Below are 24,127 nucleotides of genomic sequence, written 5' to 3'. Positions count from 1 at the left end.
TGGGCTCGGCCTCCTGCGCGATGTCGCCGGTGACCCCCTCGTCGCGGAGCGCCTGTTCGGCGTCGTCGAACGACTGGCCCGCCACGTCGGGCACGCTGATCGGCTCGGGCGCATCGCCGCCGCCCCCGCCGTCGTCGCCCTGGCTCATGAAGACCAGGAAGCCGACCAGCGCCCCCGCCGCCAGCAGCGCGAGCACCAGCAGCACCCACAGGGCCGCCTTGCCGCCCTTGCCGTCGCGGTCGTCGTAGTCGTCGTCGTAGCGGTCGTAGCCGCCGCGGTCCTCCTCCACCGGCGGCAGCGCCGTGGTGGACCCGGCCGCGCCCATGGCCATGGTGCTGGGCGCGGGCTGCATGCCCTGCAGACCCCGCTCCAGGTCCTGGCGCATCTCCTCGGCGCTCTGGTAGCGCTCGTCCCGGTCCTTGGCCATGGAGCGCAGCACCACGGCGTCCAGCCACTCCGGGATCTCCGGGTCGACGTCGGCCGGCGGCACCGGGTCCTCGCGCACGTGCTGGTAGGCGATGGAGACCGGGGAGTCGCCGGTGAACGGCGGGCCGCCGGTGAGCAGCTCGTAGAGCACGCACCCGGTGGAGTAGATGTCGCTGCGGGCGTCCACCCGCTCGCCGCGGGCCTGCTCCGGCGACAGGTACTGGGCCGTGCCGATGACCTGGGAGGCCTGGGTCATGGTGGCCTGGTTGTCGTTCATCGCCCGGGCGATGCCGAAGTCCATCACCTTGACCTCGGCCTGCTTGGTGAGCATCACGTTGGCGGGCTTGATGTCCCGGTGCACGATGCCGTTGCGGTGGCTGTACTCCAGCGCCCGCAGGATGCCCCCGGTGATCTCGGCGCACCGCTCCGGAAGCAGTTTGCGGCCGTCGTCGAGGATCTCCTTCAGGGTGCGCCCGTCGACGTACTCCATCACGATGAACGGCAGCGGGACGCCGTCCACCATGTCCTCACCGGTGTCGTAGACCGCGATGATCGACGGGTGGTTCAGCGACGCGGCCGACTGCGCCTCGCGGCGGAACCGCTCCTGGAACGTGTGGTCGCGCGCCAAGTCGGCGCGGAGCGTCTTCACCGCCACCAGCCGGTCCAGGCGCAGGTCGCGTGCGCGATGGACCTCCGCCATGCCGCCGCGCCCGATCAGGGCGTCGAGCTCGTAGCGTCCGCCGAAGAGCCGTGGCTGTGACATGTGCTGAACAGTTCCTTATGTCGTCGCGGTGGCCGGGCGCCCCGTCGGTACATTCTCGGCTGGTCGTCGGGTCAGGGGGTCTCGCCGGTGTCCCCGCCGTCGCCGGTATCGCCGCCCCCGCCGGGCTCCTCGTCCCCGCCGCCGGTATCGGCGCCGTCGTCGGGCGGGGGAGTGTCACCCCCGTCGCCGGGCTCGGAGCCGTCTCCGGGGTCGTCGGTGGCCGGAGGCGGCGTGGTCCCCGCGTCGTCGGTGGGCTGCGGCCCCTGGGAGGGCTGAGTCTGGCCGCCGGTCTCGGGCGGAGGGTAGGCGCCGGTGCCGTCCCCGTCGGTACCGGTCGCGTCGCCGGGTGTGTCCTGTTGTTCCTGCTGTGTCTGCTCCTGCGAGGCGCTGGGCGTCGCCGACGGCGAGGCGTCGCGGGTGTTGCCGACGTTGCGCCCCTCCTGGCCGTCCCCGTTCCACAGGGCGCCGGCGAAGGCCACCCCGACCACCACCGCCACCGCGGCGACCACGGCCGCGATCACCAGCGGGAGCCTGCTGCGCGGTCCGCCGGATCCGCGGGCCACCCTATCCGAGGCGGTGCCCCGGTCCGCGGACCAGGACCCCGAGGTGGTGCGCCGGGCGGCCGGGTCGGCCACCACGGTGCGGGTGGGGTCGGTCAGGTCCATCGCGGTGGTGGCCCCCAGGTCCGGCGCCCCGTGGCGGAGCGCCTGGGCGGCGCGGGCCACCTCGCCCGCCGACTCCGGCCGCTCGGCCGGGTCCTTGGCCAGCAGCGCCTCCACCAGGTCGGTCAGCGGGCCGGGCAGGTGCTCGGGCAGCGGCGGCGGCGGTTCGCGGGTGTGCGCCAGCGCCAGCGCCAGCGGGCTGTCCGCGGTGAACGGCGGCTGCCCGGCCAGGCACTCGTAGGCGACCACGCCGAGCGCGTAGATGTCCGAGGCGTGCGTGGCCGGGCGGCCGGAGGCCTGCTCGGGGGAGATGTACTGGGCGGTGCCCATGACCATGCCGGTCTGGGTGAGCGTCACCGACTGGTCGCCGCGGGCGATGCCGAAGTCGGTGAGCTTGACCGTGCCGTCGTCGGTGACCAGAAGGTTGCCGGGCTTGATGTCGCGGTGCACCACGCCGCGGGCGTGCGCGGCGGCCAGCGCGGCCGCCGACTGGGACAGGATGTCCAGGGTGACCCCGGGCTCCAGCCCCTCGTTGCGCTTGAGGATGGAGGAGAGCGGCTCCCCGGGCACCAGTTCCATGATCAGGTACGCCCGGTCGTCCTGCTCGCCGTAGTCGTAGACCTGGGCGATGCCCGGGTGCGACAGGCCGGCGGTGATCCGCCCCTCGGTGCGGAAGCGCTCCCGGGAGGTGGGCTCGGCCATCTGCGCCGGGTGCAGGAGCTTGACCGCGACGGGGCGGTTCAGCAGCGTGTCGGTGGCACGCCAGACCGTGCCCATGCCGCCGGAGCCGATCTGCTCATCGAGCTGGTAGCGGCCGCTGAGGACGGCCCCCGACAGGCCCGTGGGGTCGTCGGAGGCGCCGCCGGGGTCGTTGTCGCTCACTCGTCGATCACAGCTTCCATGATGCCCTTGGCGATGGGGGCCGCGGCTTCTCCACCGCTGGAGCCGCCGTGCTCGACGACGACGGCGACCGCCACCTGGGGGTCGTCTGCGGGCGCGAAGGAGATGAACCAGTTGTGCGTGGGGCCGCTGCCGGTCTCGGCGGTACCGGTCTTGCCGGCCACCTGCATTCCGGCGATGGCGCCCTTGGGACCGGAGGCGTCCGGCCCTTCGGTCACCAGGATCATCATGTCCTTGAGCTGGTCGGCGGTCTGTCCGCTGACCGCGGTGGAGAACTTCTCGGGGGTGTGGCCCTCGATGGTGGACAGGTCGGAGTCCTTGACCGATTCCACCAGGTAGGGCTGCATGATGTCGCCGTCATTGGCGATCCCGGAGGCGACCATCGCCATCTGCAGGGGGGTCGCCTCGACGTTGCCCTGACCGATCCCGGAGCGGCCGAGGAGGTTCCGGTCGCCGGAGGGGTTGGGGTACAGGCTCTCCAGGGCCGGGACCGGGGTGGTCAGCTCGCCCTGGTTGAACCCGAACCTCTCGGCCTGCTCGGTCATCTTGTCGTCGCCGAGCTCGAGGGCCCAGTTGGCCATCGAGGTGTTGCAGGACTGCTCGATGGAGTGGGCCAGGGGGTCGGGCTCACCGCCATTGCACGGCCCGCCCCAGGCGTTGGGCAGCGGCGCGCCGAGGTTGATACTGGCCGGTGCGTCCATGGTCGAGTCGGGCTCGGCCCCGTTCTCCAGCGCGGCGGCCGCGGTGACCACCTTGAAGGTCGAGCCCGGCGGGTAGCGCTCCTGCAGGGCGCGGTTGAGCAGCGGCTTCTGCTCGTCCTCGGTGAGTTCGGTCCACGCGTCCTGGGCGTCCTGCGGGTCGGTGACGCTGCTGACGGGGTTGGGGTCGAACGTCGGGTTGGAGTACAGCGCCAGGATCGCGCCGGTCGAGGGGTCGAGCGCGACCGCCGCCCCGTTCTTGCCCAGCGCCTCCAGGCCGTCCATGGCGGCCTGCTGCGCGGCGGGGTCGATGGTCATCTCGACGCTGGCGCCCTGGTGCTCGGCGCCGGTGATGGTGTCCATGAAGTTCCGCACGGCCAGCCGCTCGTCGGAGCCGTCCAGCAGGGAGTTCTCCGTCTTCTCGACCCCTTCGCCGCGGATGGGGAAGGTGCCCACGGCGTGCGCGTAGAGCCCGCCCGAGGGGTACTCGCGCTGGTAGCTCTCGCTGTCGCCGCCGACCGGTTCGGAGAAGGCGACCTCCTCGCCGCCGATGACGATCGGGCCGCGCGGCAGGGTCAGGACCTCGGCGTACTGCCGGGCGTTGTAGGGGTGCTCGCGCAGCGACTCGGCCTGGAACGCCTGGATCCAGGTGACGTTGAGCAGCAGGACGCCGAACAGCGCCATGCTGAAGAACGCGAGCCTGCGGATGGGCGTGTTCATCGTTGGATCACCTGGGTGGCGCCCTCGTCCTGGATGGCCTGGGGGGCGGGCTTGCGGGCGTTGTTGCTCATGCGCATCAGCAGGGCCAGCATGATCCAACTGGACAGCAGCGCTGATCCGCCCTTGGCGACGAAGGGGATGGTCGCACCGGTCATCGGGATGACCCGGGTGACGCCGCCGATGACGACGAAGGTCTGGAAGCCGATCAGGAAGGAGATGCCCGAGGCGAACATCTTGATGAACAGCTCCTTGGAGGCCAGCGCGATGCGCATCCCCCGCTCCACCATCAGCACGAGGGCCAGCAGCATGACCATGATGCCGGTCAGCCCCAGCTCCTCGGCGAACGCGGCGAAGATGAAGTCGTTCTGCACCTCGATGATGTAGCCGACGTCGCCGCCGCCGAAGCCGGAGCCGGTGACGCCGCCTTCGGCAAGGGCGAAGATGCCGCGGACGAGCTGCTGGCTGTCGCCGTTGAGGCGGCACCAGGCGTCGTCCGGGACGCCGTCCACGCAGTACACATCGGGGGCGAACGCGTCCAGCCAGGTCACCATGCGGACCTTGAAGTGGGACACGAACGGGTAGAGCGCGACGCAGGCGCCGAAGAAGGCGGTCAGCCCGATGACGATCCAGGAGGACCGGTGCGTGGCCACGTAGATCATCGCCAGGAAGGTGCCGAACAGCAGCAGCGAGGTGCCCAGGTCGTTCATCAGGATGACCAGGACGATGATGCAGAAGCCCCACATGGCGGCCATCGGCGCCATGTCGCGCATGCGCGGCAGGTCCAGGATCTTGAACCGGCCGACCTTGATCTGCTTGCTGGCCAGCGAGAGCACGTCGCGCTTGCTGACCATGTAGCCGGACAGGAAGATCACCAGGGCGATCTTGGCGAACTCCGAGGGCTGGATGGTCGTGAAACCCAGGTTGAGCCACTGCCGGGCGCCGTTGACCGTCATGCCGATGCCGGGCAGGAGCGGGAGCAGGAGCAGGACCACGGCGCCGAGCCCGATGATGTAGGGGTAGCGCTGGAGGGTCCGGGGCTCTTTCAGGAAGAAGACGATGGCGGCGAAGACCGCCATGCTGGCCGCGGTCAGGATGAGCTGGCTCATCGGACCGGCCCGGTCGATGCCCCCCTGGTCCAGGCGCCACAGCATCCCGATGCCGAGGCCGTTGAGCAGGGTGGCCAGCGGCAGCAGCAGCGGGTCGGACCACGGCGCGAAGAACCGGATGAACACGTGCGCCAGAACGGCCAGCCCGCCGAACACCCCGCCGTAGAGGAAGAGCTGGGGCGGCATCTCGCCGTTGCGGGTCAGACCGATCTCGATCAGGGCGAACATGGTCAGGCCGATGGCCGCCAGCGTCATCGCCAGCTCGGCGTTGCGCCGTTTGACCGGCGGCAGCGCCTGGCTGTTGGTCGCGGTGCTCATCGTGACTCCCCGGAGGGGCCCTGCTCCGCGCCGCCGGTACCGGCGCCCTGGCCGGCGCCGGAGCCCGTGTCGGCCTCCGCGCCGGGGTCCGTTCCGGTACCGGCGTCGGACCCGGCCTCGGCGCCCTGGTCGGAGTCGGCCTCCTCGTCGGCGGCGGTGCGCAGGTCGGCCAGGCGGTCGTCGGCCTCGGCGCGGTCGGTGAACTCGATGGTGCGCTCGACGGCGCCCCGCTCGGTGTCGGGCAGGGTGTCCAGCGCGATGCCGGTGTCCTCGACCTCCTCGGCCAGGCTGTATCCGGCGATGTCGGTGTTGATGCCCTGGTACAGCGCGACGGTGCCGCCCGCTTGGGACTCGCCGATGAAGTAGCGGCCGTTGACGTAGGAGGAACCGAAGTACCACCCGGCGCCCGCGACCAGGGCGGCCACGACCACGAACACGGTGATCATGGGCCACCAGCGCTTGGTGCGCGGGGCGGCCTCGTCCTCGTCGCCGGGGTCCGCGGGGGCGATCCCCGGGGGGCGCGACATCTCGGCTGTGTCGCCCGCCGCCCGGTTGAGCCCCTGGGCGCGGCCCGCGGGGGTGTCCGGGGTCATGGCGGGCTCGCGGCGCTGGTCGGCGGCGCCGACCACGGACGGGGCCTGGGTGGGCCCGTGCGGGTCGGTGGCGCTGTCGATGACGTCGGCGACCACGGCGGTGATGTTGTCCGGTCCGCCGCCCCGGTTGGCCAGGTCGATCAGGCGACGGGCGGCCGCGTCCGGGCTCCGCTCGGCCTGCAGCGTCTCCTTTATCGTGGCGGCGCTGACCACGCCGGACAGCCCGTCGGAGCACAGCAGGTAGCGGTCGCCGGGGCGGGCCTCGCTGATCGCGATGTCCGGGTCGACCTGGGAGCGGCCGTCCAGGGCGCGCAGCAGCAGCGAGCGCTGCGGGTGGGTGGCGACCTCCTCCTCGGTGATCTTGCCCTCGTCGACGAGGGTCTGCACCAGGGTGTGGTCGTGGGTGATCTGCCCGAACTCGCCGTCGCGCAGCAGGTAGGCCCGCGAGTCACCGATGTGGATCATGGCCACCCGGGCGCCCGACCACAGCATCGCGGTCAGCGTGGTGCCCATGTTCTCCAGCCGCGGCTCCTCCCGCACCCGCTGGGCCAGCGTGGTGTTGGCGGCCTCGACGGCGTGCTGCAGCGCGTCCGTCATGTTCTCGGTGGAGGGGACGTCGTCGTCGAGCGGCATCAGAGCCGAGATCGCGATGGCGCTGGCGATCTCGCCTCCGGCGTGCCCGCCCATCCCGTCGGCGACCGCGAGGAGGTAGGGACCGGCGTAGGCGGAGTCCTCGTTGCCTTCACGCAGGCATCCCACGTCGGAGTACGCCGCGTATCGGAGAGCGATTGTCATTTGCGCAGTTCCAGGACCGTTTTGCCGATGCGGATGGGTTGCCCCACCGAGACGGGCTGGGGGCGGGTCAGCCTCTGCTGGCCGAGGTAGGTTCCGTTCGTCGAGCCCAGGTCCTCGACGAACCAGCGGCCGTTCTCGGAGTAGATCCGCGCGTGCCGGCCGGAGGCGTAGTCGTCGTTGATGACGAGCGTGGCGTCGTTGGCGCGGCCGATGAGGATCGGGTGGGGGCCGAGGGGGAGGGAGTTCCCGGCCAGTGGGCCCTTGGTGACCACGAGGGTGCGCGGCTCGTTGCGCCGCCCGCGCGGGGCCTTGGGGGCGGCGGGCCGCCGGGGGGCGCCGCCGTCCTGACCGGAGGGGGAGGGACGGGGGCGCCGTTTGGACTTGGAGGGGGATCCGATGAGGTCGGTGCGGATGACGCCGACGGCGAAGATGACGAACAGCCAAAGCACCGCCAGGTAGGCGACCTTGATCAGCATGAGGGTCAAGTCGGACATCGAACTGCTCTTCAGCCCCTGTCGTGCTCTGGCGGGCGGCGCAGGCGCCGCCGCGTTCTCTCGGCCCGAACCCTAGGAGATCGTGTCGGAAAAACCCAACGGACCCGGAAGCTCCTGGTCGGTTCCCTCTCTTCTGCTCTCCGCGGTGGCGGCCGTCCGGACCGTCCCCGGCGGGCTCCGCCCCCTTACAGACGCAGCGGGGGCGCGTTCGGTTCGCCCTTTTTCCGGGCCGGATCGCGCGGCGCCTCCGGGGCGCCGCGTCCGGCCGCGGCGCCGGGGTCAGTCGCGGCGGAAGGTCATGGTGGTGCGGCCGAGGCTGATGCGGGTCCCGTCGACCAGCCCGACCCGGCGCACCTGCTGTCCGTTGACGAAGGTGCCGTTGGTGGAGCCGAGGTCGACCAGCACGGCCTCGTCGTCCTCCAGGCGGATCTCCGCGTGGTGCCGGGAGACGCCGTTGTCCACCAGCCGCAGGTCGCAGTCGGTCCCCCGGCCCAGGAGGGTAACCGGAGTGGTGAGCTCGAAGGACTGCTGCATCCCCTGCCCGGCGGTGGTGCCCTCGGTGGCGGCGCCGCCGGGGGAGATGAGCAGCCGGGGCTTGCCCGGGGCGGACTCGGCGCCGCGCGGCGGGTCGCCCACGGGGCGGCGGATCTCGCCGCTCTCCACTGTGGAGCCGCGCACCACGCCCGAGCGGATGCGGAAGCGGCCCGTCTGCAGCTCGGCGTCGGAGGTGAAGTGCACGCGCACCGGTCCGACGAAGGAGTAGCCCTGCTCGGTGGCATAGTCCCGGGCCAGCTTGGCGAGCTCCTGGCCGATGCTGTCGGCCATGGCGTCCATCTGCTCGCTGTCGCCCGCGGACAGCTCGACGATGAAGTCGTTGGGGACCAGGGTGCGCCCCTGGGCGACGATGGCCGCCCGCTCGTCCATCTCCCGCTGCACGGCGCTGGCGATCTCGACGGGTTCGAGCTTGGACTTGAAGGCCCGCGCGAAGGTGCCTTCGATCATGCCCTCAAGGCGCCGCTCGAAGCGTTGGAGCACTCCCACGAGGTACCTCCCTTACTCCACTCCGGTCTAGAACGATCGTAACCGGGTAACCGCGTCCACTGTTTCACGTGCGTCGGCCGCACCGCCTTCCGAGGGGTGTGCGTACTCGGGGCGGCGTGTGGGCCCCGCGGAAAACGTGTGCGGAGCGGTCCTTGGGCCGTGCTAGTCTTTTTCCTGTCGCCAAGCGGACGGCGCCGGGAAGGACCGCGGAGGTCCGGGTCGCCGCAGCAAGGGGACACCCCATGTATATGTCACTCGGGCGGGTGGCGGAACGGTAGACGCGCACGGTTCAGGTCCGTGTGTCCGAAAGGACGTGAGGGTTCAAATCCCTCCTCGCCCACAGAAGAGGGCCCCGCTGCCGGAGAGATCCGGCGAGCGGGGCCCTCGTTCGTGTGTCCGGAGCCGGGCCGGTGCGCAGGGCGCCCGCCGCGATGGGGGTGCGGCCGGAAGCGGCCCCGGTACGGGGCGGCCGGACCGGTCAGGGGGTCAGCACGGCCCCCATCTCCTCGTAGCGGGCGATCTCGCAGCCGCCGGACTTGTTGAACTCGGTGGACACGTCGGTCCCGCCCACGTGGCCCTCCACCTCGGCGATCTCGGGGCCGCCCATCTCGTAGGTGCAGGCCTGGTCCTCGGGGACCTCCTCGAAGCCTTCGGCGCCGGCCTCGTCCAGGTCGGCGCAGGCCGCCTCGGGGTCGGGGTGGTCGCCGCCGGCGGGGCCGCAGGTGAGGGTCCAGTCCTTGGGCTCGGTGCCGCCCTCGGCGGGCGGGTCGTCGGCGTAGGTGATCTCGATGGTCAGTTCGGTCGTCGGGGCGGCCGCGGAGTCCTGTCCTCCGGAGCCGGATTCGTCTTCCGGTGTGGTGACCGTGGTCCCTCCGCACGCGGCGGCCGTGGCGATCACGGCCGCGAGCGCGCCTGAGCGGACCAGCGCGGTCGCGAGGGAATGCGTGCGCATACCCTTTGGACGCGGGGCGCCCGCGGGCGGTTCCCACCGCCGTGCGATCCCCCGGCGGCCCCGGCCAACCGACGTCGTGATGAGGGGTAGTCCCTGGTGTTCGAGCAGAGCGTTCCCGTGGTCGAGGTCGGCACGGTTCCCGAGGACGGGTACCTGCTGGACGTGCGGGAGCAGGACGAGTGGCGGGCGGGCCGTGCGCCGCAGGCGGTGCACATTCCGCTGAGCGAGCTCGCCGCGCGCGCGGGGGAGGTGCCCCGGGACCGCCAGGTGTACGTGGTCTGCCGGGTCGGGGGCCGCTCGGCCCAGGCGGTGCAGGCGCTCAACGAGGCCGGGTGGCAGGCGGCCAACGTCGCCGGGGGCATGCAGGCCTGGGCGCTGGCGGGCCGCCCGATGGAGGCCGACGGCGGCGCCGACCCCCAGGTGGTCTGACCCGCGTGATCCGCGGGCCGCGCGGTGGCACTATGGCCGGGTGATCCCCGATGGCCCGGACGTGAGCGCCGACGCGGTCCTGGCGTCCTGTCCGGACGCGATCGTCGCCGTCGACGCGCGGATGCACGTGGCGGCGTGGAACGCGGCGGCCGAGCGGCTGTTCGGCTGGTCGGCCGCCGAGACCCTGGGCCGCCCCGCCCCGATCGTCCCCGGCGAGCTGCTCGCCGAGGAGCGCGCGGTGCTGGAGCGGGCCCGCGCCGGGGAGCCGGTCTCCGTGCTCACCCGGCGGCTGCGCCGCGACGGAACCGCGGTGGACGTGCGGGTGGACACCGGCCCGCTGCACGCCGCCGACGGGAGCCCCGCCGGGTGGCTGCAGGTGTTCCGCCGGGACGCCGACCACGGGGAGCTGCGCTCGCACGCGGCCGAGCGGGCCCGGCTGGTGCGGCGGCTGACCGACGTGGCCGCCGACATCAACGCCGACCTGGACCTGGGGGCGGTGCTGGACCGGATCGCCCGCAGCCTCGCCGAGCTGACCGGCGCCGACGCCGGGGGCTTCGCGCTGATCGAGGGCGACCGGCTGCGCCTGGTCAGCCTGAGCGGGCTGTCGGAGCGCCTGTTGGGGTACACCGCGCCGCTGGAGACGAGCCTGTTCGGGGAGCTGCTGCGCAGCGGCCGCTCGGTGCTGCTCGCCACCGACGACACCCGCAGCCTCGACGACCTCATCTGGGCCGACCTGGACGGCCTGCACACCATCGCGCTGGGGGTCTCCTCCGTGCAGGGGCGGCCCTACGGCGCCCTGTACGCCCTGTACAGCGGGCGCAGGGTGGGCCACGTGGAGCTGGAACTGCTGGAGCTGCTCGCCGCGCACGCCGGGGTGGCCCTGGGCAACGCCATGGCCTACCAGGAGATGGCGCGCCGCCGCGCCAAGGAGCACGCGGTGGTCGAGTCCAGCGCCGACGGCATCGCGGTGCTCGACGGCCAGGGCCGGGTGCGCAAGTGGAACCGGGCCGCCGCCGAGCTCACCGGGGTCCCCGCGGCGCAGGCGGCCGGGTGCCGCCCGCCCTTCCCGCTGCCCGAGGGGGAGGGCGCCTCGGTGCGGCACCGGCTTCCGGGGGGTCGCTGGGTGGAGATCCTGGTGACCGGAATCTCCGGCACCGAGGAGCGCGTGGTCGACTTTCGGGACGTCACCCAGGCCAAGGAGCTGGAGGAGGAGAAGGACCTCTTCATGGCCACCGCCGGGCACGAACTGCGCACCCCGGTCACCGTGGTGCAGGGGTTCGCCGGGACGCTGGTGCGGCGCTGGGAGCAGCTCGACGACGCGGCCCGCAAGGACGCGGTGCGCACCATCGCCGAGCGCTCCTCGGTGCTGGCCAAGCTGGTGGAGAACCTGCTGCTGGGCTCGGCCGCCGGGGGTGACCTGCGGGTCGGGGCCGAGGCGTTCGACCTGCGGCGGCTGCTGGAGGAGGCGGCCGGGGCCTTCTCCTCCTTCTCCCCGCGGCACACCCTGTGCCTGGAGGCGCCCGAGCCGCTGCCCGCCGCGCTGGGCGACCCGGTGGCCACCGACGTCATCCTGGGCCAGCTGCTGGAGAACGCCTTCAAGTACTCGCCCGACGGCGGCCGGGTGCGGCTGCGCGCCGGGGTCGACGGCGGCCGCCTGGTGGTGGACGTCGAGGACGAGGGGGTGGGCATCGCCCCCGGGGACGAGGAGCGGATCTTCGGCCGGTTCGTCCAGGGCGAGGCGGGGGACCGGCGCCGGTTCGGCGGGATCGGGCTGGGGCTGTACATCGTGCGCCGCCTGGCCCGCGCGCAGGGCGGGGACGTGACCGCGTCCGCACGCACCGTTGGGACGCGGATGAGACTGACATTACATTCGGCGCCCCGTCGGGGCGGTGCGGAGGCCGGGGGCGCCGGGGAGGGCGGGGTTTCGGTCCCGGAGGGTGCGCGGCCAGACCCGGACGAAGGCCCGGACCAGGGGCGCTGAGGTGTTTCCCCGCCCCGTGAACGGGGCATTTCGGCCCTGGCGGGCGTCAAAGCCGATGCTTTGCCGATAACCGGCGAAAGACGGACCGAGTTTTTCGGGAGACGGGGCGCGAAATGGACGGCTGCTGTGCCGCCGGTGTGCGGGGCGAGATACGGGAGGACGACATGGCGAGGGCGGTACTCGTGCCGTACGCGCCGTCGAGTGTCACCAGCGCGCGGCAGCGGCTCTGCACCGAGCTCGAAGAGGGCGGCCTGGACGCCCCCCGCGTCAACGACGCCGCGCTGGTGCTGAGCGAGCTGCTGAGCAACGCCCTGCGGCACGCCTCCCCGCTGCCCCCGCCCTTTCCGCCCGAGTCGGTCCAGGTCGGCTGGGACGTGGAGACCGCCGCCTCGGGACGGGTCCGCCTGGAGATCCGCGTCCGCGACGGCGGCGCGCCCACGCTGCCGCGGATCGCGCGCCCCTCGCCCTCCGCGCTCGGCGGCCGGGGGCTGGGCATCGTCGAGCACCTCGCCCGCCGCTGGGGCACCGAGGTGGACGGCTCGGTCACCACCGTGTGGGCGGTCCTGGAGCTGGGCGAGGGGGAGGACGGCGCGGTCCCGGCGTTCGTATCCTCCCGAACGCGCGTGATGTCCGGGTGATGAGGCGAAACACCGGTCACCAGGTGGCCAGCTCCGCGCCGTGCCGCTACAGTCACGACTGTGGAGTTGAAGATATCGAGTCAGTCTCACGCGGATCACGCGGTGGTAACCGTTCGCGGTGAGGTCGACCTGTACACGGCACCGCAATTGCACAGCGCCCTCGTCGACGCGCTCGACGACGGGGCACGACGCCTGGTGGTGGAGATGTCCGGGGTGGAGTTCTGCGACTCCACGGGCATGAACGTGCTGCTGTCGGCCATGAAGCGCTCCCGCGAGCAGGGCGGTGACCTGGTGCTCGCCGCGCCCCGCCCGGCGGTCACCAAGATCCTGGAGGTCACCGGCCTCGACGGGGTCTTCACCGTCGCCGACTCCACCGGCGTGCCGGACCAGGCCCCCACGACCACGCCCTAGCGCACCGCCGCTCCCGGCCGGACCGGCGCGCCGAGCGCCGGTGCGGATCCGGGCGCCGAGAGTCCCGCCAGGCCCGCACCTTCCGGAGGCGCCGATGGGCAGTGCCGAGCACCGGCCGGGTGTCGCGGCCGTGATCCCCGCCAAGGACGAGGCCGAGCGCATCGGTGCCACCGTGCACGCGGTGCGCGGGCTGCCCGGCGTGGACCTGGTCGTCGTCGTGGACGACGGATCCGCCGACGGCACCGCCGAGGCCGCCCTGGCGGCCGGGGCGCGGGTGCTGCGCCACGCCCGCAACCGGGGCAAGGGCGCCGCCATGGAGAGCGGCGCCGAGGGGGTGCGGNCGGGGGGCGCCCCGCCCCGCCACCGCCACCTGCTCTTCCTCGACGCCGACCTGGGCGCCAGCGCGGTCGGCGCCGCCCCGCTGATCGCCCCCGTCGAACGCGGCGACGCCGACATGGCCGTGGCCCTGTTCCCCGCCACCCGCATGCGCCTGGGCGGCCACGGCTTCGTGGTGCGCCTGGCCCGCGACGGCATCCGCCGCGCCACCGGGTGGGAGCCCGAACAGCCGCTGAACGGCCAGCGCTGCCTGACCCGTGCCGCGTTCGAGTCCGCGCTGCCGCTGGCACACGGCTTCGGGGTGGAGACCGGCCTGACCATCGACGTGCTGCACGCCGGCCTGCGCGTGGTGGAGGTGGAGGTGCCGCTGGAGCACCGCGCCACCGGCACCGACCTGCGCGCCCAGGTGCACCGGGCGCGCCAGTTCACCGACGTGGGGCGGGCCCTGGCCGCGCGGGAGCTGGGCCCGGCGCTGGCCCGGAGGGCGCGCCGGGCCGGACGCGACGCCACGCGGGCCATAAGGTCCGTTTCGCGAAAAATCCAGCAAAGTCGCCGTAGAGATTACCGGTAGTCACCTTCCGAGATCCGCGTGTAGCGGTACGCTCGCACCGTGTTGACTTCGATCCTCGCCGCGGTCGGCGTTCTGGCGGGCCTGGGCGGCCTGGCGGTCGGCGGGTACGCGCTCTGGCGCACCCGCAGGGCCGCCGACGACTGCCGCGCCCTGGTGCACCGCCTGCTCCCCGAAGGCAGCGGTGTCGACGTCCGGGCCGTCCGGGACGTCGGCGTGGTCCGCTACGACGCGCTGGAGGAGATGTCCGGCGCCCGCTCGTTCTCCCTGGCCCTGCTCAACGCCGCCGGCGACGGCATCGTCGTCACCTCCATCAACGGGCGCACCGAGTCGCGCACCTACGCCAAGGCGGTGCAGGGCGGCCGCGCCGCCGAAGAGCTCTCCCCCGAGGAGTACCGGGCCATCCGCGCCGCCCGCATGGGGCAGCAGACCGAGTCCGCCGGGTCCTTCCCCGCCCCCGGGGAGGGCGGCGCCGTCCGCCCGCTGGTGCCCGGCGCGCGCGCCGCGGGCGCACCCCCGCCCCCGGGGTAACCTGCGACATATGCCGAACCGCTACGCCTACCTCGGCCCCGAGGGCACCTTCACCGAAGCCGCCCTGCGCACCCTGCGGCCCGAGGCCGCCGACGCCCAGCTGATGCCCTGCGCCGGGGTGGACGCCGTGTTCGGCGCCGTGCGCCGCGGCGAGGCCGACGCCGGGGTGGTGCCGCTGGAGAACTCGGTGGAGGGCGGGGTGCCCACCACCATGGCCGAGCTGATCAACGGCGACCCGCTGCTCATCACCGCCGAGGCCGCGGTCCCGGTGGAGTTCACCCTGTTCGCCCGGGACGGCGCGGCGGTCGGCGACGTCAAGCGGGTCGCCACCCACCCGCACGCGCTGGCCCAGTGCCGCCGCTGGCTCTCCCGCCACCTGCCCGACGCCGAGTTGCACACCGTCTCCTCCACCGCCGCCGCGGCCCAGTCCGTGGCCGAGCCCGGATCGCCCTACGACGCGGCGATCTGCGCCCGCATCGCCGGGGAGCGCTACGGACTGGCCGCGCTGGCCTCGGGCATCGGCGACCGCGCGGAGGCGGCCACCCGGTTCGTCCAGCTCTCCCGGCCCGGCCCGCCGCCCGCCCCCACCGGCGCCGACCGCACCTCGCTGGTGGCGTTCCTGTCCGACGACCGCCCCGGCGCGCTCGCCGAGCTGCTCGACCAGTTCGCGGTGCGCGGGGTCAACCTCACCCGCCTGGAGTCCCGCCCCACCGGCGACGGGCTCGGCCGGTACTGCTTCTGCGTCGACGCCGACGGGCACGTCGCCGACGCCGCGGTCGGCGAGGCCCTGATGGGGCTGCGCCGCATCTGCACCGACGTGCGCTTCCTCGGCAGCTACCCGCGCGCCGACGAGACCGCCGACCTGACCCCGTTCCTGCCCGCGCGCACCACCGAGGCCGACTTCCAGGAGGCCGCCCGGTGGCTGGAGGACATCCGCGCGGGCCGGGTCTGAGAGACGGCGCCCCGGCCCGCGCGGGCATGGGTGCGCGGCCACCGGGGTCCCCGTCCCCCTCCGGCGGCCGGCTGCGCCTTCCCCTGCGCACAGCCGCCCCGGGGACCCCCGGCGCCCGCGCCCGCGATCAGGCCTGAAGCCCGACCGCGCGTTCAATGCGCTCAGTGCGCCCGGTGTTCATCGCGCGCATCAGCTCTGCGCGCACGGCGGCCTCCAGGGCCTCGTCATCGGGGGCCACCGCGTCGAGCTGCTCCAGCGCCGCCAGAAGCTCGGCCGCCGTCATGGCGCCGAGGGGCTTCATCGGCCAGGTCAGGGTCATCGGGTCCCTCCTCCTTGACTGGCGCGGCGGTCCGGGCCCGCCGTCACCTGTAGAGACCCCGCGACCCCGGACCTATGACGCGGTTCCGCGCAATTTTTCCGCGCCGAACATCGCGGCGCACCTTTCGACCCCCTCGGTGCGCACCTCCACCGGGCGGTTGCGCTCCCAGTCGGCCCGGTCCAGCACGAAGCGGTGGTCGGTGCGGGGCTCTCCGCGCACGGCCACGCGCACCGAACCGTCGGGCCGGTAGCCGAGCCTCTCGGTGACCTTCCGGGACGCGGTGTTGCCGTCCAGCACGGAGGTGCGCGCCGAATCCGCCCCCAGCCCGGCGAAGGCGAGGTGCAGTACGGCCGCGCGCATCTCGGTGCCCAGGCCACGGCCCTGGTAGGGCAGGCCCAGCCAGGAGCCGGTGGACACCTCGCGCGTCACCGCGAAATCCGTGGCGGACACTTCCTGGATGCCCACCGGCGCCCCGTCGAGGAAGGCGGTGAGCTGCAGCGCCCAGGCGCCGGGGCGCCACTCGGACTGCGTCTTCCAGAAATGGGTGAGCACGCTGCGGGCGCGCTCATCGGGCGGCGCGTCGGTCCACGGGATGAGGAACGGCATCCGGTCGGGGGCGTGCACCCCGGCCGCCGCCACGGAGCCGAGCGCGTCCAACTCCTTCAGGTCCGGCAGCCGCAGCTCCAGCCGGGGCGTGGCGAGCCGCAGCCCGTAGAGGGGCCAGTGGTCGAGGTTCATCCGGTGATTCTCCCGCCGCGCGCGGGCGGCGCTCCCGCAGGGGCGGTACCCTGCACACGTGATCGACCTCCGCGCTCTTCGAGACGACCCTGACCGCCTCCGCGCCTCGCAGCGGGCCCGCGGGGAAGACGACGCCGTCGTCGACCGCGTGCTGGAGCTGGACTCCGCCCACCGCTCGGCGCTGTCCCGCTTCGAGACCCTGCGGGCCGAGCAGAAGAGTGTCGGCAAGTCCGTCTCCAAGGCCTCCCCCGAGGAGCGCGAGGAGCTGCTGGCCAAGGCCAAGGGGCTGGCCGCGGACGTCAAGGAGGCCGAGGCCGAGGCCGGGCGGCTCTCCGGCGAGTTGGAGCAGGCACTGGCCGGGGTCCCCAACATCGTGGAGGAGGGCGCGCCCGCGGGCGGCGTCGACGACTTCGTGGTGATGGAGGAGGTCGGAACGCCGCGCGCGTTCGACTTCGCCCCGCGCGACCACCTGGAGCTGGGCGAGATGCTCGGCGCCATCGACACCGAGCGGGGCGCCAAGGTCTCCGGCGCCCGCTTCTACTTCCTCACCGGCCCCGGCGCCCGCCTGGAGCTGGGGCTGCTCAACATGGCCCTGCAGCAGGCGATCGCAGCCGGGTTCACCCCCATGGTGCCGCCGGTGCTGGTCAAGCCCGAGACCATGGAGGGCACCGGCTTCCTGGGGGCGCACTCCGACGAGGTGTACCACCTGGCCGAGGACGGCCAGTACCTGGTGGGCACCTCGGAGGTGCCGCTGGCCGGGTACCACGCCGGGGAGATCCTGGAGGCCGACACCTTCCCGCTGCGCTACGCCGGGTGGTCGTCCTGCTTCCGCCGCGAGGCCGGGTCCTACGGCAAGGACACCCGCGGCATCATCCGGGTGCACCAGTTCAACAAGGTCGAGATGTTCGTCTACGCCCGGCCCGAGGACGCCCACGAGGAGCACCTGCGGCTGCTCGCCTGGGAGCGGGAGATGCTCGACAAGCTGGAGCTGCCCTACCGGGTGGTGGACATCGCCGGGGCCGACCTGGGCACGAGCGCGGCCCGCAAGTACGACTGCGAGGCGTGGATCCCCACCCAGGGGCGGTACCGGGAGCTGACCTCCACCTCCAACTGCACCGAGTTCCAGGCGCGGCGGCTCGACATCCGCTACCGGGACGCCGACGGCAAGCCGCGGTTCGCCGCGACGCTCAACGGGACGCTGGCGACCACCCGGTGGATCGTCGCGATCCTGGAGAACCACCAGCGCGCCGACGGGTCGGTCGTGGTGCCCGAGGCGCTGCGCCCCTACGTCGGCCTGGACGTGCTGGAGCCCGTCAAGGGCTGAGGCGGCGGCCGCGGGCGGGCGTCCCGCGCACACGAAGCACGCGAAAGGGGGCCGGTCCCGGGACCGGCCCCCTTCACCGTTCTCAGCGGCGGCGCCTCTCGGCGGTGCCCCTTCGCCCCGCGGCGGTACGCGGGCGCACTCGGCCGCACGCGGACGGCGCCCGCCGGTGCCGCTCCAGCCGGGTACCGCTACAGGTACGGGCCCGATCCCGGGCCGGGGCGGCCCTGCTGCGGCTCCTGGCCCTGCGGCAGCGCCTTGCGCATGTTCTCCAGCTGGGCGCGGGCCGCCATCTGCTGGGCGAACAGCGTGGTCTGGATCCCGTGGAACAGGCCCTCCAGCCAGCCCACGAGCTGGGCCTGGGCGATGCGCAGCTCCGGCTCGCTCGGCGTGTTGCCGTCGGTGAAGGGCAGCGTCAGCCGCTCCAGCTCCTCCACCAGCTCCGGCGCGAGTCCGTCCTCCAGCTCCTTTATCGAGTTGGTGTGGATCTCCCGCAGGCGCGCGCGGCTGGCCTCGTCCAGCGGGGCGGCCTTCACCTCTTCGAGGAGCTGGCGGATCATGCTGCCGATCCGCATGACCTTCGCCGGCTGCTCCACCATCTCGCTGAGCGGCCGCTGCCCCTCGCCCTCCTCGGACTCCCCGCCGTCGGCGCCGTCGTGGCCGCCGGGGCCGACGATGAGCACTTGCGGCTGCTCTTCTTCGCTGAATCCGTTGTTCATGGCAACCCTTACTCGCGGATGGTCGTACGTGGGGCCCCGCCCTCCGGGGCGGTCCTCAGGAGCCGTCCCGCCGGTCGGCGGTGAGCACGATCTTGCCGACGTGGGCGCCGGACTCCATGGCCCGGTGCGCCTCGGCCGCCTGGGTGAGCGGCAGCGTCCGGTCCACGACCGGGCGGACCTCGCCCCGTTCCACCAGCGGCCACACGTGTTCGGCCACGCCCGCGACGATACCCGCCTTCTCCTCCACGGGGCGGGAGCGCAGCGTGGTCGCGTGCACCGACTGGCGCTTCACCAGCATCCGGCCCAGGTCGAGCTCGGCCTTGCGGCCGCCCATCAGGCCGATGACCACCAGCCGCCCGCCCACGTTGAGCGAGCGCAGGTTCGGGTCGAGGTAGGAGGCGCCCATGATGTCCAGCACGACGTCGGCCCCGGCGCCGCCGGTCTCCTCCTTGACGCGGGACGGGAAGTCCTCGGAGCGGTAGTCGATGGCGGCGTCGGCGCCCAGCTCCCGGCAGCGCTTCGCCTTCTCCCCGCCCCCGGCGGTGACGAGCACGCGGGCGCCGCGGGCGCGGGCGAGCTGGATCGCGAAGGTGCCGATGCCGCTGGCGCCGCCGTGGACCAGCAGGGTCTGCCCGGCCGCGAGGCCGCCCACCATGAAGACGTTGGACCAGACGGTGGCCGCGGCCTCGGGGAGCGCGGCGGCCTCGACCAGGCCGAGCCCGGCCGGGACGGGCAGGAGCTGGCCGACGGGGACCGCGACGCGCTCGGCGTAGCCGCCCCCGGCGAGCAGCGCGCACACCGGGTCGCCGACGGACCACCCGGACCCCTCGGTGCCGGGGCCCAGGGCGGCGATGTGCCCGGAGCACTCCAGGCCCGGGTAGACGGGGGCGCCGGGGGGCGGCGGGTAGCTGCCCTGGCGCTGGTTGACGTCGGCCCGGTTGACCGCGGTCGCCGCGACGTCGACGAGGACCTCCCCGGGACCCGGGACGGGGTCGGGGACCTCGTTCCAGGCGAGGACGTCCGGTGAGCCCGGCTCAAGGATCTCGATCGCGTGCATGCCATGAAAGCTACCCAGAGCGGGGGCGCGGACGACACCGGGGGAGTGCGTGATCTTCCGACCACTTCGGGTGCGCGCCGCGCCGGGAGCCGGAGGGGGCGGGGACGCGTCCGAAGGAGAGGAGGAGAGGAGGCGCCCGGGGGCGTCGCCCCCGGGGGCGGCGTCGCGACAGGGGTGCCGAAGCGACGGGAGAGGAGGGCGAGGCGGGCCTTCACGGAGGGTCCGCGAGGGGTGCACGGGGCGAGGGGTGAACGGTGTGCGTGCCGGTGGGCGAGGTGCGCGACGGCAGGGGGCGGAAGACGGACGGGGAGGTGAGGCAAGGTCCACCACGGGGCCGTACACGGCCGGGAGGAAGATGACCGACGGAGCGAACCGTGATGGCCGGAACCCCTGTCGTACAGGGGAAGATGAGTGCGGCTCGGCCCGCGCGTCACGCCTTCGGCGCTGGGTTTTATCTTTGTTGACTGAGGTGAGAAAACCGACGACGCTGGGTGCCCGGACCCCCCGCCTCCCCTGACCCCTCCGGGTCTCGGCCCCGGCTTGCACGTTCACGCCCTGATTCGCTTCTTGAGGAGAACCTCCGTGGCACAGAGAGATCACGACGGTCCGGAGCCCCACACTCCGCGTCCGCCGGAGGACGGGCGTGACCATGGGGCGGCCGCCGTGCCGGGGGACGATGTCGACGCCGGCGGCGGGAGCGCCCCGCCCCCGCCTTACGCCCTGGACGGCAGAGTGCCTCCGCCTCCGCCTTACGCCGTCCCCACCGGCCCGGAGAACCAGGAGGCGTCGCAGGGCTACCCCCTGTACCACGAGCCCGACCCCGAGCCGGAGCCGACCGACGCCGGGGGAGCGGACGCAGGGGACGCCCACGCCGAGGAGGGGGCGCGGCGCGGACCGGCGCTGCCGTGGGAGGCCCTGCCCGAGTACCAGGCCAGGCGGGGCGAGGCCGCCGAGGGCGGGGGCGAGGCTGCGCAGCAGCCTTCCGAGACGCAGGTCGTCCACCCCCCGGGCGGACAGGCGCCGGGGCAGTATCCCGCCCCTCACCAGGGCGCCGCCCAGGGTGGGGCTCCCGGGGCTCCGTACAACGGTGGTGCTCCGGGGCCGCAGCAGGCGTTTCCGGCGCCCTATACCCAGCCCGTACCGCAGAACGCGCCCTATCAGGCACCCGCCGACCAGCAGCCTGGGTCCCAGTGGCAGTACGTCCAGAACGACCAGCCTCAGGGGCCGGTCGCTCCCGGCCCCAACGGGGCGCAGCCGCCCCAGCCGCCGTACGGGGCGCCGCCTTCCGTCGTCGTCCTCCCCACCATCCAGGGGCCTCAGGGCCCGCCCGGCCCGCAGGGGCCCCAGGGGCCGCCGGGTCCCCCTACGGGTGAGGCCCCGCAGAGCCCGCAGGAGCCGCAGCCTCCCCAAGCCCCGCAGGCTCCCCAGGCTCCGCACCCTCCGCAGGAGCCGCCTGCTCCGTACGCGAGCCCCGCGCCGCCCGCGGACGGAGCCCCGTACAACGGTCCGTACCAGGGCCCCCCGAACCCGGGGCCTCCCGTGGTCCTGCCCACGTTGCAGGGGCCCCAGGGGCCGCCCGGTCCGCAGGGGCCCCAGGGCCCGCCCGGCCCGCCCACCGGCGGGGCACCGCGTGGCGGTGCACAGCAGGGCGCACCGGAACAGCAGGGCCGTCCGCCCAGGCCTGCTCCCCCCGGCCCGAACGGCCCGCAGGGGCCGAACGGTCCGCAAGGGCCACACGGGCAGCAAGGGGCGCAGCAGCGCCCTGCGCAGCCGGGCCCGCAGCCCGGCCCCGGCGGTCCACAGCCCGGTCCTGGCGGTCCGCAGCGACACCCGGGTCCGTACGGTCCGCCGGGTCCGCAGGGGGCTCGGCCCCCGCAGGGCGGGCCGGTGCAGCCGGGTCCGCCGAGGCGGCCGCCGATGCCCCCTGGCCCTCAGCCCGGTCCGGGTGGGCCGCAGGCCCAGCAGCCCCCGGCGCCGCACCAGGCGCAGGCCGTCCCGGCGGCTCCGCCTGCGGAGACGGCGCCGCCTGCCGACGACGTCCACCCCGCGCCCGCGCCTGACCCCGATGGCACCGCTGCACCTGCGCCCGCGCCCGATGGCGCCGCGGGCGCCGAAGGCGTGCCCGCGGTCGAGCGGCGCGCCGGGGACGACGTCCCCGAGCCGGAGCAGCTTCCTCCGCTGGCCGCGGCCGCCCCTCCCGTGGCCGTGGGCCAGGAGGGCCCTGCCCCGGAGGCCGTGGACTCCGAGGGCGTGGAGCAGTGGGACGCACCGGAGGCAGGCGCCGAAGCCCCCGTGCAGCAGGACGGTGTCGCCGATTTCGCCGATCCCGCAGGGGCGGACGCGACGGACGGCGCGGAGGCCGAGGGCGGGGAGGCGCCGCTGCCCGATGCCGCGCCGCTGCCGGAGGACGACTGGAGCGAGTTCCCGTCGGCCGCCCAGCCTGAGTCGGGGGCCTTCGTGCCCCAGGACCCGGCTTCGGCGGAGGGGGGTTCCGGGGTCGAGCCGGTCGTGCCGGTGTCCGAGACCGGTGCACAGCCCGTCTACCAGGTGCCGGGACCGCAGGCCCCGCCGGAGGAGTCGGAAGGGCCCGTTCAGGGGCAGGCGGCGGAGGAGTTCTCCGACGTTCCTGCCGCCGGTCCGGTGTTCGCCGACGACGGAGAGCAGGGGGCGTCGGCTGCCGGTCCTGACCAGGGGTATTTCGGTGAGGCGCCGCAACCTTCTCACGAGTGGGAAGGGGACGGGCCGACGGTCTTCGCGCCCGATGGCGGCGAGGAGTACGCCGTCCAGGCCGAGCCGCAGACGGTGGCTTTCGGCACCGGCCCCCAGGCACCGATCCAGGAGGTCGGCCCGGAGAGAGCGGATCAGCCCGGCCAGTGGGACGGCCAGCCGCCTGCGGGGGCCTTCGGCACGGGTCCGCAGCCTGTGATGCAGGAGGGGGCGGCTCTTGCCTCTTCTGATGAGGGTTATGCGGTGGCCGATGCCTATGAGGGGCGGTCTTCGCAGTGGGATGGGCAGCAGGCTGACCCGTACGCCGCTGGTGATCAGGGGCAGCCGCCTGTGGGCGCCTTTGGCACGGGTCCGCAGGGTGCTCTGCAGGGCGGTGGGGCGTATGCCCCTGGTGCCGAGGGGACGCTCGACCAGGGCCACCCGCAGCAGCGCGCGAGCGGCCAGGGGCAGCCTCCCCAGTGGGGTGGGCAGCAGGCCGCCCCCTACGCCCCTGCCGACCAGGGCCAGCCTCCGGTGGGCGCCTACGGCACAGGGCCCCAGCCCGCGCAGGACCCCGCGCAGCAAGGGCAGTGGGGCGCCCCCTCCCAAGGGCAGTGGGGCGCGCCGGTGCAGCCGCCGCCGCAACCGCAGCAGCCGTACGGCCCCGCGACCGGTGCCCAGCAGCCCTACCAGCAGCCGCGGCAGGGCTACTCCGCCTACCCCGAGGTCGTCGGGCAGCAGCAGGCCACGAGTGCCGAGGAGCTCGACGCCGAGTCGCTGGTGCGCGGTGGGCCCCGCAAGCGCAAGCCCGGCGGCGGGTGGCGCCGCGCCGTGCACGCCGCCTCGTTCGGTCTGGTCAACCCCGGCGAGTCGGCGGACGAGAAGCGCCGCAACGAGCTGGTGGCGCGTTCACGTACGCACGTGGCCGGGGGACACCACCGGGTGGCCGTTCTCAGCCTCAAGGGCGGCGTCGGCAAGACCACCACGACGGTGGCCCTGGGGTCGATGCTGGCCTCCCTGCGCGGGGACCGCATCCTCGCGGTCGACGCCAACCCGGACCGGGGCACGCTGTCGGACAAGGTGCGCCTGGAGACGGCGGCGACCATCCGGGACCTGCTCAACGAACGGCACACCATCACCCGGTACGCCGACATCCGCGGGTTCACCTCGCAGGCGCTGAGCCGGCTGGAGATCCTGGCGTCCGACCGGGACCCGGCCGTCTCCGAGGCGTTCAGCGAGAACGACTACCGCGAGGTCTCGCGGCTGCTGGAGCACTACTACTCCATCTGCATCACCGACTGCGGCACCGGCCTGCTGCACTCGGCGATGCGGGGCGTGCTGGGCCTGGCCGACCAGGTGGTCCTGGTCAGCTCCCCGTCGGTGGACGGGGCGCGGAGCGCCAGCGCCACCCTGGACTGGCTGGAGGCGCACGAGTACGGGTACCTGGTGCGCGGCGCGGTGGTCGTGCTGTCGATGGTGCGTACGAGCGGTAAGAGCAGCGTCGACCTCGACCGCCTGGAACAGCACTTCGCCAGCCGGTGCCGTTCCGTGGTCCGGGTCCCGTGGGACCCCCACCTGGAGGAGGGCGCCGAGGTCGACCTGGACCGCCTGGCCCCGGGGANCCCCGCCACTGTCGGCGAGGCCTTCGCCTGGCCGCGCTGACCCCGTCGCCGAGTACCGCCTGGGCCACCCGAGAGGAGGCCCGGGCGGTGCGCTGTCGGGTGGCGGGCGTGCGGATGGTCGCCGTGTTTCGGAACGACGGGGTCGGCAGGTGCCCCGCTCACCGCCCCCGGCCCGCCGCCCGGCCGGGGACCGCGAGTGGCGCACCAACTCTTCCCGTCGCCGCCGATCGCGGCGACCACGCACACGCCCGAGGGCCGACAACGCCGCTGGGGGGCTCGTGGCCGCGAAGGGTCCCATCGCTCCAGCGGACGCCATCCCAGCGCACGCGGC

Annotated in this window: 21 protein-coding genes and 1 tRNA gene; 10 read left to right on the top strand and 12 right to left on the bottom strand. The window is 73.9% G+C overall.

Annotation, left to right across the window (positions count from 1 at the left end):
• The 7 genes from pknB to D476_RS0123745 form a co-directional block, all read right to left on the bottom strand.
• On the bottom strand, positions 1-1,189 hold a 1,189-nt coding region (pknB, locus tag D476_RS0123775; RefSeq protein WP_017626421.1), incomplete at its 3' end, for a Stk1 family PASTA domain-containing Ser/Thr kinase.
• A gap of 71 nt (positions 1,190-1,260) precedes the next feature.
• Positions 1,261-2,733: a serine/threonine-protein kinase gene (locus D476_RS0123770; RefSeq protein ID WP_017626420.1), complete on the bottom strand. Its 1,473-nt coding sequence runs from the start codon at positions 2,731-2,733 to the stop codon at positions 1,261-1,263.
• Positions 2,730-4,169, bottom strand: coding sequence for a peptidoglycan D,D-transpeptidase FtsI family protein (locus D476_RS0123765; protein ID WP_017626419.1), 1,440 nt, complete (start codon positions 4,167-4,169; stop codon positions 2,730-2,732). Before D476_RS0123765 ends, D476_RS0123770 begins: the two co-directional genes overlap by 4 nt.
• On the bottom strand, positions 4,166-5,593 hold the full coding sequence (locus D476_RS0123760) for an FtsW/RodA/SpoVE family cell cycle protein (RefSeq protein ID WP_017626418.1): 1,428 nt from the start codon (positions 5,591-5,593) through the stop codon (positions 4,166-4,168). Before D476_RS0123760 ends, D476_RS0123765 begins: the two co-directional genes overlap by 4 nt.
• Entirely contained in the window at positions 5,590-6,981 is a 1,392-nt protein-coding gene (locus D476_RS34295) for a Stp1/IreP family PP2C-type Ser/Thr phosphatase (protein WP_051061827.1), read from the bottom strand. The genes D476_RS0123760 and D476_RS34295 overlap by 4 nt, the downstream gene beginning before the upstream one ends.
• A complete protein-coding gene (locus tag D476_RS0123750; RefSeq protein WP_017626416.1) occupies positions 6,978-7,475 on the bottom strand; it encodes an FHA domain-containing protein FhaB/FipA in 498 nt (165 codons plus the stop codon). Before D476_RS0123750 ends, D476_RS34295 begins: the two co-directional genes overlap by 4 nt.
• A gap of 279 nt (positions 7,476-7,754) precedes the next feature.
• On the bottom strand, positions 7,755-8,516 hold the full coding sequence (locus D476_RS0123745) for an FhaA domain-containing protein (protein ID WP_192826419.1): 762 nt from the start codon (positions 8,514-8,516) through the stop codon (positions 7,755-7,757).
• 257 nt (positions 8,517-8,773) lie between these two features.
• Here D476_RS0123745 and D476_RS0123740 point away from each other — a divergent pair.
• A tRNA-Leu gene (locus D476_RS0123740) sits at positions 8,774-8,856 on the top strand.
• Positions 8,857-8,994: 138 nt separating this feature from the next.
• Here D476_RS0123740 and D476_RS0123735 read toward each other — a convergent pair.
• Entirely contained in the window at positions 8,995-9,468 is a 474-nt protein-coding gene (locus D476_RS0123735) for an SSI family serine proteinase inhibitor (RefSeq protein ID WP_017626414.1), read from the bottom strand.
• Between the two features lie 96 nt (positions 9,469-9,564).
• Between D476_RS0123735 and D476_RS0123730 the strand changes: the two genes are divergently transcribed.
• The 7 genes from D476_RS0123730 (at position 9,565) to pheA (ending at position 15,314) form a co-directional block, all read left to right on the top strand.
• Positions 9,565-9,897 carry a rhodanese-like domain-containing protein gene (locus D476_RS0123730; protein WP_017626413.1) on the top strand — a complete coding sequence of 111 codons (333 nt, stop codon included), beginning with the start codon at positions 9,565-9,567 and terminating at the stop codon, positions 9,895-9,897.
• A 40-nt stretch (positions 9,898-9,937) separates the two neighbouring features.
• The gene (locus tag D476_RS0123725) at positions 9,938-11,878 is read left to right on the top strand and encodes a PAS domain S-box protein (RefSeq protein ID WP_017626412.1); all 1,941 of its coding nucleotides are present in this window, start codon (positions 9,938-9,940) and stop codon (positions 11,876-11,878) included.
• A gap of 164 nt (positions 11,879-12,042) precedes the next feature.
• Entirely contained in the window at positions 12,043-12,516 is a 474-nt protein-coding gene (locus D476_RS0123720) for an ATP-binding protein (protein WP_239648810.1), read from the top strand.
• A gap of 60 nt (positions 12,517-12,576) precedes the next feature.
• Entirely contained in the window at positions 12,577-12,927 is a 351-nt protein-coding gene (locus D476_RS0123715; protein WP_192826418.1) for an STAS domain-containing protein, read from the top strand.
• Positions 12,928-13,021: 94 nt separating this feature from the next.
• Positions 13,022-13,834, top strand: a complete 813-nt coding sequence (locus tag D476_RS0123710; protein WP_017626409.1) for a glycosyltransferase family 2 protein — start codon at positions 13,022-13,024, stop codon at positions 13,832-13,834.
• Positions 13,835-13,873: 39 nt separating this feature from the next.
• Positions 13,874-14,362, top strand: coding sequence for a DUF4446 family protein (locus D476_RS0123705; RefSeq protein ID WP_239648809.1), 489 nt, complete (start codon positions 13,874-13,876; stop codon positions 14,360-14,362).
• A gap of 10 nt (positions 14,363-14,372) precedes the next feature.
• Positions 14,373-15,314 carry a prephenate dehydratase gene (pheA, locus tag D476_RS0123700; protein WP_017626407.1) on the top strand — a complete coding sequence of 314 codons (942 nt, stop codon included), beginning with the start codon at positions 14,373-14,375 and terminating at the stop codon, positions 15,312-15,314.
• Between the two features lie 127 nt (positions 15,315-15,441).
• On the opposite strand, the gene D476_RS0123695 is transcribed toward pheA, so the two are convergent.
• Both D476_RS0123695 and D476_RS0123690 read right to left on the bottom strand, forming a co-directional pair.
• Positions 15,442-15,633 carry a hypothetical protein gene (locus D476_RS0123695; RefSeq protein ID WP_017626406.1) on the bottom strand — a complete coding sequence of 64 codons (192 nt, stop codon included), beginning with the start codon at positions 15,631-15,633 and terminating at the stop codon, positions 15,442-15,444.
• Between the two features lie 72 nt (positions 15,634-15,705).
• Complete coding sequence (locus tag D476_RS0123690) at positions 15,706-16,371, bottom strand: GNAT family N-acetyltransferase (protein WP_017626405.1); 666 nt, start codon at positions 16,369-16,371, stop codon at positions 15,706-15,708.
• Positions 16,372-16,429: 58 nt separating this feature from the next.
• On the opposite strand from D476_RS0123690, the gene serS reads away from it, so the two are divergent.
• The gene (gene serS, locus D476_RS0123685; protein ID WP_017626404.1) at positions 16,430-17,695 is read left to right on the top strand and encodes a serine--tRNA ligase; all 1,266 of its coding nucleotides are present in this window, start codon (positions 16,430-16,432) and stop codon (positions 17,693-17,695) included.
• 188 nt (positions 17,696-17,883) lie between these two features.
• On the opposite strand, the gene D476_RS0123680 is transcribed toward serS, so the two are convergent.
• The gene (locus D476_RS0123680) at positions 17,884-18,411 is read right to left on the bottom strand and encodes a bacterial proteasome activator family protein (RefSeq protein ID WP_026123801.1); all 528 of its coding nucleotides are present in this window, start codon (positions 18,409-18,411) and stop codon (positions 17,884-17,886) included.
• 55 nt (positions 18,412-18,466) lie between these two features.
• Entirely contained in the window at positions 18,467-19,468 is a 1,002-nt protein-coding gene (locus tag D476_RS0123675; protein ID WP_017626402.1) for an NAD(P)H-quinone oxidoreductase, read from the bottom strand.
• A gap of 2,292 nt (positions 19,469-21,760) precedes the next feature.
• Between D476_RS0123675 and D476_RS36620 the strand changes: the two genes are divergently transcribed.
• Complete coding sequence (locus D476_RS36620; RefSeq protein ID WP_449289415.1) at positions 21,761-23,836, top strand: AAA family ATPase; 2,076 nt, start codon at positions 21,761-21,763, stop codon at positions 23,834-23,836.
• Positions 23,837-24,127: the final 291 nt, after the last annotated feature.

Origin of the sequence: Nocardiopsis chromatogenes YIM 90109 (genome assembly GCF_000341185.1) — a bacterium.
GTDB classification, from domain to species: Bacteria; Actinomycetota; Actinomycetes; order Streptosporangiales; family Streptosporangiaceae; genus Nocardiopsis_A; species Nocardiopsis_A chromatogenes.
Note: the sequence above shows the minus strand (reverse complement) of the source record. Positions and strands in the feature narration are given on the sequence as shown.

What these genes read in the sequence shown, in the direction of transcription:
- D476_RS34295 (WP_051061827.1), bottom strand. Translation starts at nt 6,981, where the DNA reads ATGACAATCGCTCTCCGATACGCGGCGTACTCCGACGTGGGATGCCTG.
- D476_RS0123735 (WP_017626414.1), bottom strand. Translation starts at nt 9,468, where the DNA reads ATGCGCACGCATTCCCTCGCGACCGCGCTGGTCCGCTCAGGCGCGCTC.
- D476_RS0123720 (WP_239648810.1), top strand. Translation starts at nt 12,043, where the DNA reads ATGGCGAGGGCGGTACTCGTGCCGTACGCGCCGTCGAGTGTCACCAGC.
- D476_RS0123680 (WP_026123801.1), bottom strand. Translation starts at nt 18,411, where the DNA reads ATGAACAACGGATTCAGCGAAGAAGAGCAGCCGCAAGTGCTCATCGTC.
- D476_RS0123695 (WP_017626406.1), bottom strand. Translation starts at nt 15,633, where the DNA reads ATGACCCTGACCTGGCCGATGAAGCCCCTCGGCGCCATGACGGCGGCC.
- D476_RS0123675 (WP_017626402.1), bottom strand. Translation starts at nt 19,468, where the DNA reads ATGCACGCGATCGAGATCCTTGAGCCGGGCTCACCGGACGTCCTCGCC.
- D476_RS0123690 (WP_017626405.1), bottom strand. Translation starts at nt 16,371, where the DNA reads ATGAACCTCGACCACTGGCCCCTCTACGGGCTGCGGCTCGCCACGCCC.
- D476_RS0123760 (WP_017626418.1), bottom strand. Translation starts at nt 5,593, where the DNA reads ATGAGCACCGCGACCAACAGCCAGGCGCTGCCGCCGGTCAAACGGCGC.
- pheA (WP_017626407.1), top strand. Translation starts at nt 14,373, where the DNA reads ATGCCGAACCGCTACGCCTACCTCGGCCCCGAGGGCACCTTCACCGAA.
- D476_RS0123765 (WP_017626419.1), bottom strand. Translation starts at nt 4,169, where the DNA reads ATGAACACGCCCATCCGCAGGCTCGCGTTCTTCAGCATGGCGCTGTTC.
- D476_RS0123750 (WP_017626416.1), bottom strand. Translation starts at nt 7,475, where the DNA reads ATGTCCGACTTGACCCTCATGCTGATCAAGGTCGCCTACCTGGCGGTG.